Source organism: Glycomyces sp. NPDC049804 (assembly GCF_040674615.1).
Lineage (GTDB): Bacteria > Actinomycetota > Actinomycetes > Mycobacteriales > Micromonosporaceae > Glycomyces > Glycomyces niveus.
In genome coordinates this window covers 372,491-385,699 of sequence record NZ_JBFAMQ010000001.1, presented here as the reverse complement: position 1 = coordinate 385,699, position 13,209 = coordinate 372,491, and the positions used below count along the sequence as shown (strand labels likewise).

General features: G+C 71.9%; 12 protein-coding genes. 6 read left to right on the top strand and 6 right to left on the bottom strand.

Annotated elements, in window-relative coordinates:
* Nucleotides 1-105 precede the first annotated feature (105 nt).
* Nucleotides 106-792 (top strand): metal-dependent transcriptional regulator, encoded by a 687-nt coding sequence (locus AB0K52_RS01775; RefSeq protein ID WP_363524683.1) that lies wholly within the window; start codon nt 106-108, stop codon nt 790-792.
* Nucleotides 793-1,052: 260 nt separating this feature from the next.
* On the opposite strand, the gene AB0K52_RS01770 is transcribed toward AB0K52_RS01775, so the two are convergent.
* The 3 genes from AB0K52_RS01770 to AB0K52_RS01760 are packed head-to-tail and all read right to left on the bottom strand — an operon-like array spanning nt 1,053 to nt 2,939.
* Nucleotides 1,053-1,664: a hypothetical protein gene (locus AB0K52_RS01770; protein ID WP_363524680.1), complete on the bottom strand. Its 612-nt coding sequence runs from the start codon at nt 1,662-1,664 to the stop codon at nt 1,053-1,055.
* Entirely contained in the window at nt 1,661-2,473 is an 813-nt protein-coding gene (locus AB0K52_RS01765; RefSeq protein ID WP_363524677.1) for a sulfurtransferase, read from the bottom strand. The genes AB0K52_RS01770 and AB0K52_RS01765 overlap by 4 nt, the downstream gene beginning before the upstream one ends.
* Nucleotides 2,474-2,483: 10 nt before the next feature.
* Nucleotides 2,484-2,939, bottom strand: a complete 456-nt coding sequence (locus tag AB0K52_RS01760; protein WP_363524674.1) for a bifunctional diaminohydroxyphosphoribosylaminopyrimidine deaminase/5-amino-6-(5-phosphoribosylamino)uracil reductase RibD — start codon at nt 2,937-2,939, stop codon at nt 2,484-2,486.
* Between the two features lie 250 nt (nt 2,940-3,189).
* Between AB0K52_RS01760 and AB0K52_RS01755 the strand changes: the two genes are divergently transcribed.
* From AB0K52_RS01755 to AB0K52_RS01735, 5 genes are read left to right on the top strand one after another with little or no spacing between them, the layout of a single operon-like run.
* Nucleotides 3,190-4,458 (top strand): MCP four helix bundle domain-containing protein, encoded by a 1,269-nt coding sequence (locus AB0K52_RS01755; RefSeq protein ID WP_363524671.1) that lies wholly within the window; start codon nt 3,190-3,192, stop codon nt 4,456-4,458.
* Nucleotides 4,455-5,411 carry a glutamate ABC transporter substrate-binding protein gene (locus tag AB0K52_RS01750; RefSeq protein WP_363524668.1) on the top strand — a complete coding sequence of 319 codons (957 nt, stop codon included), beginning with the start codon at nt 4,455-4,457 and terminating at the stop codon, nt 5,409-5,411. The genes AB0K52_RS01755 and AB0K52_RS01750 overlap by 4 nt, the downstream gene beginning before the upstream one ends.
* A 9-nt stretch (nt 5,412-5,420) precedes the next feature.
* On the top strand, nt 5,421-7,907 hold the full coding sequence (locus tag AB0K52_RS01745; protein WP_363524665.1) for a tetratricopeptide repeat protein: 2,487 nt from the start codon (nt 5,421-5,423) through the stop codon (nt 7,905-7,907).
* Between the two features lie 12 nt (nt 7,908-7,919).
* Nucleotides 7,920-8,987 (top strand): PP2C family serine/threonine-protein phosphatase, encoded by a 1,068-nt coding sequence (locus tag AB0K52_RS01740; RefSeq protein ID WP_363524662.1) that lies wholly within the window; start codon nt 7,920-7,922, stop codon nt 8,985-8,987.
* Nucleotides 8,984-10,177, top strand: coding sequence for an FHA domain-containing protein (locus AB0K52_RS01735; RefSeq protein WP_363524659.1), 1,194 nt, complete (start codon nt 8,984-8,986; stop codon nt 10,175-10,177). Before AB0K52_RS01740 ends, AB0K52_RS01735 begins: the two co-directional genes overlap by 4 nt.
* Nucleotides 10,178-10,226: 49 nt before the next feature.
* Here AB0K52_RS01735 and AB0K52_RS01730 read toward each other — a convergent pair whose 3' ends face one another.
* The 3 genes from AB0K52_RS01730 to AB0K52_RS01720 form a co-directional block, all read right to left on the bottom strand.
* Entirely contained in the window at nt 10,227-11,051 is an 825-nt protein-coding gene (locus tag AB0K52_RS01730; RefSeq protein ID WP_363524656.1) for an alpha/beta hydrolase family protein, read from the bottom strand.
* Between the two features lie 82 nt (nt 11,052-11,133).
* Complete coding sequence (locus AB0K52_RS01725; protein WP_363524653.1) at nt 11,134-11,715, bottom strand: TetR/AcrR family transcriptional regulator; 582 nt, start codon at nt 11,713-11,715, stop codon at nt 11,134-11,136.
* Nucleotides 11,716-11,791: 76 nt separating this feature from the next.
* Complete coding sequence (locus tag AB0K52_RS01720) at nt 11,792-13,048, bottom strand: Hsp70 family protein (protein ID WP_363524650.1); 1,257 nt, start codon at nt 13,046-13,048, stop codon at nt 11,792-11,794.
* Nucleotides 13,049-13,209 lie beyond the last annotated feature (161 nt).

Below are 13,209 nucleotides of genomic sequence, written 5' to 3'. Positions count from 1 at the left end.
CGCGGCGGTTCGGCCGTATACCATTGGTGGTGACAGGGGGTCTGGCGGCTACTCGACCCACCCCGCTCGGTGCCCTGCGGGCGGACAAAGTGAAGGAACGAAGCTGTGACCACGGACCTCGTCGACACCACTGAGATGTACCTGCGCACGATCCTCGAGCTCGAGGAGGAGGGCGTCCCGGCGCTGCGCGCCCGGATCGCCGAACGGCTCGAGCAGAGCGGCCCGACGGTCTCGCAGACCGTGGGCCGGATGCAGCGCCACGGCCTGCTCAACGTCAAGAGCGACCGGCACCTGGAGCTCACCGAGGAGGGCCGCCGGCAGGCGGTCGCGGTGATGCGCAAGCACCGGCTGGCCGAGCGGCTGCTGGTCGACGTCATCGGCATGTCCTACGTGGAGGCCCACGATGAGGCCTGCAAGTGGGAGCACGTGATGAGCGACTCGGTCGAGAAGCGCGTCTACGAACTGCTCGAGCACCCCACCCGCTCGCCGTACGGCAACACGATCCCCGGGCTCAAGGAGCTCGACGCCTCGGCCGAGGCGGAGGGCCGCGAGGCCGACGAGCGGCCGCTGAGCGTGGTCTCCCCCGGTTCGAAGGTGCGGGTGACGCGCCTGTGCGAGTCGGCCCAGACGCACCCGGAGCTGCTCTCCTCGCTGCACGAGGCGGGCGTGGACCCCGGCGCCGAGGTCGCGATCGACCGCGTGGACGGCGAGGTCGCGGTGACCTCGAGCACCGACACGATCCGGCTCTCGACCGACGACGCCGCCAAGATCTTCGGCGCTCCGGCCCAGTAGCTTACGGCCGCAACGGTTTGCGGCCTTCAGAAGACCACGCTTGCGAGTCTTGACCCCGGTCGTACCGGGGAGTAGTCTGAACAAAGCGTGCAAACGTTTCCATTTCCCCCACAAGGGTGCGACCGGTGGAGACGTCTGCGCCCGAAACCGCACTCCGCACCTGAGCGCCCTCCTCGCACCCCCGGCGAGGAGGGCGCTCGCCATGCGGCGCAAGGAAACGGCCGCCGAGCGAGCTCGGCGGCCGTTCTCGATCGCCTTCGTCAGCCTGACTCGGCGTGGGCGGTCGCGATGCCCTTGGCGAGTTCGGTGAAGCCGCCGACGAGTTCGTTCACCGCGGCGGGGTCGGTGTCGACCGGCGTGGTGTAGCGCATCTCGAAGATCGTGCCGCCGTCGTACCAGCCCATCTCGAGGGCCGGGCCCGCGCCCGTGTCCTCGGTGTGGACGATCCAGTACGCGGCCTCGCCGAGGCCGTCGACGCTCTCGGTGCCGTCGGCGAGCTGCTCCTCGTAGACCTCGACGCTCGCCTCGGTGCCGATGACGAAGAGCGTCAGGTCCGGGTAGGCGGCCTCGCCGGTCTGGACGGCGCAGGTGAGCTGGGCGGGGGCCTCTTCGCCCTCGGCCTCGCCGGGGCCGCCCGAGGCGAAGCGGAAGTCCTCGCCCGTAACGGAGTTGAGGGTCGCGCCGTCGATGAGCGGGCACGCGCCCGCGGCGTCGGCCAGGTCGAGTTCGACCGGGGCGGACGAGGCGGACTCTTCACTCGACTCGTTCGCGGCGGTGTCGACCGGCTCCTCGCCCGAGGGCGTGCCGTCGTCGCTGCAGGCCGCCAGCGCGAGCAGGAGGGCGGCGGGAACCGCGAGCAGTGCGCGCTTCATCGCTCCTCCCCCGCTGCCGGCGTCACCGAGGTGGCCACATCGCGGCCGCGCGAGACCCAGTCGCTCCACGAGCCGATGTACACCGGCGGTGTGGGGAGCCCTGCGGCGGTCACGGCGAGCGCGGTGCGGGCGGCACCGACGCCGGAGCCGCAGTAGTAGGCGGCGTCCGGGTGGGGCGCGTAGCGTTCGCGCAGCCGGTCGGGGTCGCTGAGGTCGTCTTCGCCGAGGAAGAGGTTGATCGCGCCGGGGACGTGGCCGGCGACGGGGTCGACCGGTTCCATTTCGCCGCGGTAGCGCTCGGGGGCGCGCACGTCGACCAGTTCGCGGGTGGCGGCCCATTCGGCGGCGCCTTCGGCGTCGAGCATCGGGAGGTGGCCGGGGCGCACCGTGGCGGTGCCCGGCTTGGGCTGCACCGCTGCGGTCTCGATGGGGAGTCCGGCGCCGGTCCAGGCTTTGAAGCCGCCTTCGAGGACCTGCACGCGGTCGATGCCGGCCCAGCGGAGGGTCCACCAGGTGCGGGCGGCGGCCATGCCGTCGCCGTCGTCGTAGACGAGCACATGGGAGTCGTCGTCGATCCCTGCGCGGCGCAGGACCGCTTGGAGCGCTTCGGGTTCGGGGAGCGGGTGGCGTCCGCCGACGGGGCCGGCGGGGCCGCAGACGTCCCGGTCGAAGTCGAGCCGGACGGCGCCGGGCAGGTGCCCGGCGGCGTAGTCGGCTTCCCGCGAGGGTCCCCCGAGCGTCCAACGGACGTCGAGCCGGACCGATCCTTGCAGTTCGGCGGCCGCTGCGGCGCCGATCAATGGCCTCATGGTCCCCAGATTAACGGAGGTGCGCGTTCGGGCGTTCGGCCGCGTCGGCGAATTCGGGCATCACGGCCACAACCACGCCGTTCTCCCGCAGTATCGCGTCGCCGCCGGGCGTGTCGACGAAGGTGAGCGGTTCGCCGAGCGCGTAGACGACGCGGGCGATCCCGGCGGCGATGAGCAGGCGGGCGCACGGGTCGGGGCGGGAGGAGCGGTGGCCGCAGGGCTCCATGGAGGAGTAGGCGGTCGCGCCGCGCGCGGCGTCACCGGCGTGGCGGAGGGCGACCTCCTCGGCGTGGTCGCTCGGCTCCTCGGCGCGCGAGTAGCCTTCGCCGACGGCGCGGCCGTCCTTGACGAGGACGGCGCCGACGCTGAAGGCGGTGGTCGAGGGCGGGCATCGCTCGGCGAGGGCGACGGCGCGCGCCATCCAGCGCGCGTCGTCCTCTGTGGAATACACTTCGGCGTTCGGCACGGTCCCACCGTACCGCCGGAGGGCCGTTCCAGAAGCCGCGAGGCGGTAGTCACCGGACCTTGCCGGGGGCCGATACCATGTGGGAGTCCCCCGACACTCCAGCCACGTCAGACGTGCGCGCGGCGAACGATTCCAGAGGCCCGCGGGTCGCCGATCAAGTGAGGTGCAGTAGTTGTCCGTCCAGTCCCCTCCCGCTCCGACACAGGCGCCCAGCGCTCCTGCTGCAACCGGGCAGCGACGGTTCGACCGCTTGCTGGCCGCGCTGCGGTTCACGCCCGGGCAGCTGCGCGGCGTGCTCGCCGTGATCGCGGCGCTCGTCCTCGGGGCCGGGATCACCGGCATGACCGCGATCCTCGCGAAGTCGGCCGTCATCGAGGAGACCACCAGCCAGTCCGGGCGGCTCTCCGTGGCCGCCCTGTCGCTGTACCAGGCGCTCTCGCAGGCCGACGCGACCGCGGCGTCCTCATATCTGACGGCGGGCACGCCCTCCGACGAGATGAACGAGACGTACCGCGAGGCGATGCGCGACGCGACCGTGGCACTCGCCACGGCCGCAGGAGAAGTGAAGACCCCGGCCGACACCGCGCTGGTCGCCGAGCTCAACGCCCGCCTGCCCGTGTACACCGGGCTGGTGGAGACCGCGCGGACCTTCAACCGGCTCGGTGAGCCAGTCGGCGCGACCTACCAGGAGCAGGCCTCCACGCTCATGCGCGAGGAGATGCTGCCGAAGGCGCACGACCTGCAGGAGAACTCGCTCGGGCAGCTCAAGGAGTCGCGCTCGGACGCCGCGGCGTTCCCGTGGATCGCCGCGGTCCTCACGGCCGCCGCGCTCGGCACGCTGGTGTGGGCCCAGTTCTGGCTCACCCGCAAGACGAACCGCGTGTTCAACCTCGGGCTCGTGGGCAGCACGGTGCTGCTGGTGGCCTTCGCCGGCTGGCTGGCGATGGCGTCGCTGGCGTCGGCGAGCCACACCACCAGGTCCCATGAGGACGGTTCGGCGCCGCTGGAGCTACTGGCCGAGGCCGAGATCACCGCCCAGCAGGCGCGCGCCGAGGAATCGCTCGTGCTCATCGCCCGCGGCGAGGACCAGCAGGCCGCCGAGCGGTTCGAGGAGCACTTCAAGGCCCTGGCCGACCCGGGGCAGCTGCTCGACCGGCTCGACGAGGCGTTCGCCTCGGACCCTGAGCTGTCGAAGAACATCGACACCGCCCGCGAAGCCGCCGACACGTGGCGGGCCGGGCACGACGAGGTCGTCAAGCTCGCCCAGGGCGGCAAGTACAACGAGGCCGTCGAACTCGTCGTCGGCGAGGGCGACACGAGCCTGTGGGCGTCCTTCACGACCCTCAACGACGCGCTGACCGAGGCGACCGACATCAGCGCCGACCGCTTCGCCGAGGCCACCAACGACGCCCAGCGGTCCCTCTCGGGCGCCGCGGCCGGGCTCGCGGCCCTCGCACTCGGCGCGCTCATCTGCGCCGCGGTCGGCATCCAGCTGCGAGTGGCGGAGTACTACGCATGATTCGACACCAGATCCGGTTCGCGGCCGCGGCCGCCGCCTGCCTCGTCCTCGCAGCGTGCTCGCAGCCCGCCGACATGGGGCCGCCGCAGGTCGACGTCCCCACGCCGCTGCCGTCCGGGATCAACTTCTCCCCCGAGATCGACACCGCGCCCGTCGACGAGAGCTGCCAGCCGCTCGCGTCCTACAACCCCGGCTCGACCACGGTCGAACAGGCGGTCGCGCAGCTGGACGACCCCGAGCAGATCACCATCGGCGTCAGCCAGTCGACGAACCTCATGGGCTACATCGACCCCGAGACGAACACCCCCGCCGGGTTCGACATCGACATCGCCACGGCCGTCGCCCAGTCGATCCTCGGCGCCGACGCGAACATCCGCTTCGTCCCCATGACCTCCGGGGAACGCGAGCCCGCCGTCAACGACGACCGAGTCGACATGGTCGTGCGCACCATGACCATGAACTGCAAGCGCTGGGCGAACGTGGAGTTCTCCGCCGAGTACTTCCACGCCGGGCAGCGCCTCCTCGTCCCCACCGCCTCCGGCATCACCGGCCTCGCCGACCTCGCCGACGACCACCTCGTGTGCACCGGCGACGGCTCGACCTCGGTGCGCACCATCGCCGAGCAGTCCGCCGCGCAGGCGGTGACCGTGCCCGACTTCAACGACTGCCTGGTCCTCCTCCAGCAGGGCACCGTCGACGCCATCACCAGCGACGACACCATCCTCGCGGGCATGGCCGTCCAGGACCCGACGCTCGAGGTCGTCGGCGACGCGTTCTCCCAGGAGCCCTACGGGATCGCCGTCCAGAAGGGCAACACCGACCTCGCCCGCTACATCAACGCCGCCCTCGCGCAGATCATCGCGAACGGCACCTGGCAGACCGCCTACGACAAGTGGCTCAAAGGACCGCTGGGCGTCGCCGGCGCCCCGCCGAGCCCCCAGTACCGGGATTAGGGAGCGCCCATGAGCGACCAGCAGCCGCCGCCGGAGCACACCCAGCGCTACATTCCCGGCGCGTACCAGCCCGAGGCCGAGGCCACCGACACCGTCAGCATCCGCAAGCGTCTCAACACGCCGCCCGCGGTGCCGCCGCAGCCGGGCTTCGCGCCCCCGCCCCCCGGCCCGCCCGGGACGAACGCCGTGCCGCCCCAGCCGGCGATGCAGCCGTCCGCGCCGCCGGCCGTGCAGCCGAACCCGATGGCGCCCACGGCGTCCCCGCTCGCGCCGAACTCGGCCCCGCCGATGCCCTCCCCCGCCGCGCCGCCGGTCTCGCCGCCGCTGCCGCAGCCCGGGACGCAGGGCATCGCACCCGCCGGGGCCGTGGCCTCCCCGCCGCCGGCCCCCTACCGGGCGCCCGCCGCCCCGCTGCCGCAGCCGATCACCGGCCCCGTCACGCGCTCCACGACCACCAGCACCCGCCAGCGCGGGGGCCTCTCGGACATGCCGCCGGTGCCGCCGCGCGACCCCGCCGAAGCGGTCATGGACCACCCGCAGGTGCCCGAGCACAAGCGGTTCTGCTCCGCGTGCGGCAAGCCAGTCGGGCGGCCGCAGGCCGGGCGCGCGGGCCGCGTCGAGGGCTTCTGCGCGCACTGCCGCACCCGGTACTGGTTCACGCCCGCGCTCAGCCCCGGCGACGTCCTCTCCGACCGCTACGAAGTGCTCGGCGCGATCGCGCACGGCGGCCTCGGCTGGATCTACCTCGCCAACGACAAGAACTTCGCCGACGACCTGACGCAGCGCTGGGTCGTCATCAAGGGCCTCATCAACACTTCGGACGAGGACGCGATCGAGGCCGCGATCAACGAGCGGCGCTTCCTCGTCGGCATCGACCACCCCAACGTGGTCGACATCCACGACTTCGTCACCGCCGCCGACCCCCGTTCGGGGCAGCTCCAGTCGTACATCGTCATGGAGTACCTGGCCGGGAAGTCGCTGCGGGACATCAGAGACGCGGTCGACGAGAACGGCGAGCGCCACCCGCTGCCGCTGGAGCAGGTGCTCACCTACACCGCCGAGCTGCTGCCCGCGTTCAGCTACCTGCACGACCGGGGCCTGCTGTTCTGCGACTTCAAGCCCGACAACATGATCCACGTCGAGACCTGGCTCAAGCTCATCGACCTCGGCGCGGTGCGCCACGTCGACGACATGGAGTCGGCGATCTACGGCACGCCCGGGTACTCGGTGCCGAACGACGAGATCCTCTCCGTCGGCCCCTCGGTGACCTCGGACCTGTACACGATCGGCCGCTCGATGGCCGTGCTCGCCTTGGACTTCAAGGGGTTCACGAGCACCTACCGCGACAAGCTGCCGCCGGCCGCCGAAGCGCCCGTGTTCAACGAGTTCGGGGCGTTCCACCGGCTGCTGCTGCGCGCCACGCACGCCGACCCGCGCTCGCGGTTCCAGGACGCCGACGAGATGCGCACCCAGGTGCGCGGCGTCCTGCACGAGGTGCAGTCGGTGCAGAAGGGCGAGCCGCGGTTCGAGCCCTCGACGCTGTTCAGCGGCGAGCAGTCGGTGTTCGGCGAACCGGACGTCGAGTACGACCTGCACGCCGTGGGCGACCCGTTCGACGTGGCGCACGCGCTGCCCACGCCGATGGTCGACCTCGCCGACCCCATGGCCGCGTTCCTCGCGACCCTGCAGGCGACCGACGCGGCCGGCATCATCGCCGAGCTCAACGCCGCGCCCGCGCAGAGCCCCGAGGTGCAGCTGCGGCGCGTGCGCACCCTCGTCAACGCCGGCGACCTGCACCAGGCCGCCGCGGCGCTCGACCAGTTCGCGCAGCGCGAGGGCAACACCTGGCAGGTCACCTGGCTGCGCGGCACGATCTCGCTGCTCGCGGCCGACTTCCACACGGCCGCAGCCCATTTCGACGCCGTCTACTCGCACCTCCCCGGAGAGCTGGCGCCCCGCCTGGCGCTGGCGGCGTGCGCCGAGCTGGCGGGCCGCCGGGACCTGGCGCTGCCGCACTACACGCGGATCTGGACCTGCGACCACCGGTTCGTCTCGGCCGCTTACGGCCGGGCGCGGCTGCTCGACATCGAGGGGAACTCGACGGAGGCGATCACGACGCTGCACCAGGTCCCGAAGACCTCGGCGCAGTACGGGATCGCGCAGACCGCGGCGATCCAGACGGCGCTGCACTCGCGCACCGCGCCGCCGTCGCTGCTCGACCTGCACCACATGGCGGGGCGGCTCGACGAGCTCAAGCTCGAACCGCGGCGGCGCCACCTCGTGTCGACCCGGATCCTGCACCTGGCGCTGGACACGGTGCTGCGCACCGGGCCCGCGCACGAGCCGCGCGTGTTCGGCGCGCAGCCGGAGGAGCGGGAGCTGCGCCTGGCGCTGGAGCGGACCTACCGCGACCTCGCCCACGCCTGCACCCGCCGCGAGGACCAGGTGTACTACTTCGACCTGGCGAACGCCCACCGCCCCCGCACGATGCTGTAGCGAAGGAGCTTTATGCAGCCCTCACCCACCCTGGGCGCCGCGAAGCGTTGCACCGCTTGCGGCCTCCCCGCCGACATCGGCCGCTACTGCGAGGATTGCGGCGGCGACCTGGAGGAGTTCGCCGTCCCGGCCGAGCAGGCCCTCTGGCTCTCCTCCGTCGCCGTCGAAGAGAACCCGGAGCACCCGGGCGGCTCCGACGACCACCTGTCGTTCGGGCTGCCGGGGATCGGCGCGGCCACCGATGTGGGCAAGCGCCACCACTACAACCAGGACTCGATCGCGATCGCGCTCGCCGACGACGGGCGCAAGATCGCCGTCGTCTGCGACGGCGTCTCGGGGGCCTCGGACTCCGAGCGCGCGTCACTCGCAGGGGTGGAAGCGGCGGTGACGGAGATCCGCGCGGCGCTCGCCGAGGGCCTCTCGGCGGAGGACGCGTCGCGGCGCGGGGTGGGCGCGGCCCACTCGGCGGTGGCCGCGGTCGGGAAGCAGTACCCGAACTCGCCGCCGTCCTCGACGTACGTCTCGGCGGTCGTCGAGGGGAACCAGGCGATCCTGTGCTGGGTGGGCGATTCCCGTGCGTACTGGGCCGGCGAGAAGGAGGCGAGATGCCTCACGGTCGACGACACGATCCAGGCGCGCCTCGAGTACCAGGGGGTCGACCCGGCGGACGAGCGGTACAAGAACCCGTACGCCAAGGCCCTGCTCGCGTGGCTCGGCGCGGACGCGCCGACGCTCAACCCGAACCTCCTCCGGGTGGAGCTCGGCGGGGGTCATGTCGTAGTGTGCAGCGATGGTCTGTCGCGCTATTTCAATGACGATCACGACCTTCTGCCACTGCCGGACGGCAGCGTTGGCGACAAGGCGGTAGCGTTGACACGACAAGCGCTCGCCAACGGCGGGCACGACAACATCAGTGTCGCGGTGGTGGAACTCGAATCCCCCGGTTCGGTCCCGGCCGAAGGGCATGCCCAGGAGCATGCCGGCCAGGGCAATCCGGGTGAGGACGGGGAGTCCGCCGCGCAGCCTGGTGTCGTCAGCGAGGCCGAGTACACCCAAATGCTTGGAGGGGGACGACCTTGACCTACCAGCCGACCTACGGCGGTGCCCCACAGCCGGGCGGGTACCAGTGCGCCTGCGGGGCCTTCCCGCAAGCCCAGTTCTGCGAGCAGTGCGGAACGCCCAACCCGGCATGGCAGCAAGGCCAGCCCCCGCAGTCGCCGGCCTTCGGCCAGGGCTACGCGCCGAACGACCCTTACGGACAGCCGCAGGACCCGTACGGCCAGCAGCCGCAGCAGGGCTACGGGCAGGACCCGTACGGCCAGCCGCAGCAGCAGGACCCTTACGGGCAGCCTCAGCAGGGCTACGGCCAGCAGGACCCCTACGGGCAGCCCTCGCAGCCGCAGGACCCTTACGGGCAGCCTCAGCAGGGCTACGGCCAGCCGCAGGACCCGTACGGTCAGCAGCCGCAGCAGGGCTACGGGCAGGACCCGTACGGCCAGCCGCAGCAGCAGGATCCCTACGGGCAGCCTCAGCAGGGCTACGGCCAGCAGGACCCCTACGGGCAGCCGCAGCAGCAGGACCCTTACGGGCAGCAGCCCGGCTACGGCCAGCCCGACCCTTACGGCCAGCCCCAGCAGCAGGACCCCTACGGGCAGCCGCAGCAGGGCTACGGGCAGGACCCGTACGCGCAGCAGGCCTACGGCGCCGCGCCGACCTCGGCCCCGCCCGGACCGCCTCCGGGCGTCCCGGCCGCGCCGTTCGGCGCCCCGACCTCCGCGCCGCCCGCCACGGCGACCGGCGGGTTCTCCATGCCGGACGCGCAGCCGAGCGACCTCGCCTCCAACTACGCCCCGCCCGGCCAGGCGGCCACCCGCTGGGGTGTCGCCGTCACCGCCGACCAGGGCTACTTCAACAAGGTCGCGGCCTCCGACGGGGCCTCGCAGCTGCAGTACCCGTCGTTCGCGAAGCCGCGCCGCTTCCCGCTCGACAAGCCCGACCTGACGATCGGCCGCTACAGCGCCAAGCGCGGCGTCACCCCGGACATCGACCTGTCCGGCGACGTGGCCGACCCGGGCGTCAGCGCGCAGCACGCGAAGCTGTTCTCCAAGCCCGACGGCTCGTGGACGATCATGGACGTCGGTTCCTCGAACGGCACGTTCCTCAACGGCTCCGACGAGCCGCTGGCGCCGAACGTGGAGTTCCCAGTGACCGACGGCACCTACATCAACATCGGGGCGTGGACGCGCCTGACGGTCCACTACGAGGGCTAAGACGCGAAACGAAGAGGCCGGGTCCGCTGGACCCGGCCTATTTGTTTCACTACTGCGCCAAGAACTCCCGCACCCGGAAGCTGACGGCCGGGTTGAGCAGCACCTTGCGGTGGCCCAGGCCCGTGGTCGCCATGAGCTCGGCGTTCGGCCACGCGTCGGCGAGCGTCTGCCCGTGCCGGAACGGGTTGGGGCGGTCGCCCTTGTCGTGCACGATGAGCACCGGGGACTCGACTTCGACGCCCTTCAGGGAGAGGTCTTCGAGTTTCACGCCCGCCTTGGCCTCGCCCAGGGGCACCAGCCGCTCGAAGATGCGCGGCCCGATCGGAACGATCGCGCCGATCGTGTCGCGGAAACCCTCCTCGCCGCCGATGAACGGTGCGAGCATCGCCAAGCGCACTCCGCGGAAGTCGATGCCGCTCTGGACCATCGCGTGGATCGAGCTGAGCGCGCCGAGTGAGTGGGCCGCGACCGCGTGGGGCTTGCCGAACTTCTCCAAGACCACGTTCATCGCCTCGATGAGGTGCACACCGCTCGCGTGCCGCTCACCCCACGGACCGGGCCCGGAGTTGCCGTGGCTGAGGGCATCGAAGGCGACGACGCGGAAGCCGGAGGCGACTAGGTTCGCCGCGATGAACTTGAAGTCACCGGTCGAGCCGCCCCAGCCGTGCACGAGATACACGAGAGGCCCCTCTCCCCAATCGAATCCCCACAGCGTGGAGCTGAGGCACTCGAGCTCGAACACGTTCGCGCCGGCCGGGGCCTCGCCGCGCAGGCGCTTCTCAGGACCCGCCGGCAGCCGGAACCACAGCTCGCACAGGATCTTCGCCGCCCGGTCGGGCGCGACGCGCTCGGCCGCGGCGAAGCCGGACCGCACATACCAGGGAGCACGAACGGTCGTGCTTTTCTTTTTCGCCGCGGGGGCTTGGGCAGTGGACGCCATGGGTCGGCCTTCCTGGTCAGCTCTGGAGACTGTCGATCAGTCGGTTGAACGCCGTCCACGCGCGGTCGGCGGCGTCGGGATAGGACAGGATGCGGCTCATCCAGTTGTAGGACAACAGAATGCCGAACACCTCCTGTGCCACCTGGAAGACGTCGGTGTCTTCGGGGAACTCGCCCTGGGACACCGCCGTGGCGGCGATCCGGGCCAGCGAGTCGAGCAGCTCGCGCTGCTCCGAGGCCATGAAGTCGTGCAGCGGCCCCGGCAGGTCGTCGAACTCGGCGGCGGCGGCCAGGAACAGGCAGCCGCCCGGATGCGAGTACCACTGCATCCAGTACTCGACGATGGCCTGCAGCCGGGCGATCCCGCGCGGCTTCGCGAGCGCGGGCCGGATCACCTCGTCGATGAACTGCTCCCCGTTGCGCTGCATGCAGGCCAGCTGCAGCGCCTCCTTCGACTTGAAGTGCGCGTACAGCCCCGACTTCGACATGTCCGCCGCGGCGGCCAGCGAGCCGATGGTCAGCCCGGACAGCCCCGAGTAGCGGGCCATCCGGACCGCTTCGTCGAGGATCGCCTGCCTCGTCATCTCGCCTTTGCGCACGACCTAAAAATAGCACGATCGTGCTGGAAACTCTACGGGGAACATCGGGGCCTTGCGCCGGCTCACACGACGGGCCCTAGACGTCGCAGTCGCTCGCCTCGCCGCTGTAGGAGAACGTCACCGAGACCGTCTCCGAGAGCGCCCGCGTCGCCCCCGGCGCGGGCGACTGGTCGATGATCTCGCAGTCCTCGTGCGACCAGTCGAAGACGCCGCGCTGCTCTCCCGTCTGCTCGACCCCCGCGAAACCCGCGTCCTCCACGGCCTGGTGCGCCTCCGCGGTCGACATCCCGACCACGTTCGGCACCGAACCGGTCGGCGCGCTCTCGGTCGTCGGGTCCGACTCGGACGAGGCCTCGTCCTCGACCGGCTCCTCCGGACCGAGCTCGGTCTCGTCCGGCGTGGGCGACTCCGAGGGGGTCGCGCCGGCCTCCTCGGATGCGGGCTCGGCGGGCTCGGCGGAGGCGGCGGCAAGGGTCTCCGAAGTGGCTGCGGCGGCGGTGCTCTCGTCGGCGGCGACGTCGTCTCCGGCGGAGTCGCCGTCGCCGAGCTGGGAACCGAACGCGGCGCCAGCGCCCACGACGACCAGGAGCGCGGCGGCCAGCACGACCGCGCGGCCCTGGCCGCGGCGGCGCAGCGGGGCCTCCTGCTCGTCGACGAACGGCAGCTCGCGGGTCGCGACGGGCGCCGCTTCCGCAAGGAGAACTTTGGCGTTGGGGGCGGCGAGCACCGGCTCGACGCCGAACCGGCGGCGCAGCGTCGTGGCCGCGAGCGGCGTGCGGGCCGCGCCGCCGGCCATGAGCAGGCCCGCGAGCTCGGCAGGATGGACGCCCGCCTCGGCGAGGGTCTCCTCCATGACATCGGCGGTCGACTCGACCAGCTCGCCGACGCGGGACTCGAACTCCTCGCGGGTGAGCGGCATCTTGATGTCGGCCTCGGGCAGGGTGATCACGGTGAAGTCCCGCTCGGAGAGCTCCTCGCGCGCCCGCGTGATCTTCTCGAGCAGCCGCGCGCGCAGCTGCCGGTCGGCGGCCTCGGCGGGGTCGGCGATGCGGGACCAAAGGCGGACGCCCGCGTCGGGGTGGCGGCCCGACAGGTAGGCGAGGAGCAGGCCGTCGAACTCGGCGCCGCCTATCGGCTCGGTGCGCTCGGCGATAACGACGACATCGCCTTCGACGCGGCGGACGACGGCGGCGTGGAACGAGGACCGGCCGAGCCGGTAGACCGCGAAGGCGGCGCCGGAGGCGAGGGGCCCTCCGGTCGCACTGCTGAGACTTGCCGTGGCGGCCCCGGGGTCGATCCGGACCGGTGATGCGGCCGGGGGGACGTTGTGCATAGACCCGAGTCTATGACCGCGGCACCTGACGCCTTCGACCCGTCTTGATCTGTTTTGAGGGCCCTACGCTGCGCAATCGATACTTTCGCGAATCGGGCGCGGGGCAAGGAAAGCGGCGGGGCCGGGGGTCGAAACCCCCGGCCCCGCCTCACTGTCGGCGA

What these genes read in the sequence shown, in the direction of transcription:
- AB0K52_RS01770 (WP_363524680.1), bottom strand. Translation starts at nt 1,664, where the DNA reads ATGAAGCGCGCACTGCTCGCGGTTCCCGCCGCCCTCCTGCTCGCGCTG.
- AB0K52_RS01765 (WP_363524677.1), bottom strand. Translation starts at nt 2,473, where the DNA reads ATGAGGCCATTGATCGGCGCCGCAGCGGCCGCCGAACTGCAAGGATCG.
- AB0K52_RS01745 (WP_363524665.1), top strand. Translation starts at nt 5,421, where the DNA reads ATGAGCGACCAGCAGCCGCCGCCGGAGCACACCCAGCGCTACATTCCC.
- AB0K52_RS01750 (WP_363524668.1), top strand. Translation starts at nt 4,455, where the DNA reads ATGATTCGACACCAGATCCGGTTCGCGGCCGCGGCCGCCGCCTGCCTC.
- AB0K52_RS01740 (WP_363524662.1), top strand. Translation starts at nt 7,920, where the DNA reads ATGCAGCCCTCACCCACCCTGGGCGCCGCGAAGCGTTGCACCGCTTGC.
- AB0K52_RS01720 (WP_363524650.1), bottom strand. Translation starts at nt 13,048, where the DNA reads ATGCACAACGTCCCCCCGGCCGCATCACCGGTCCGGATCGACCCCGGG.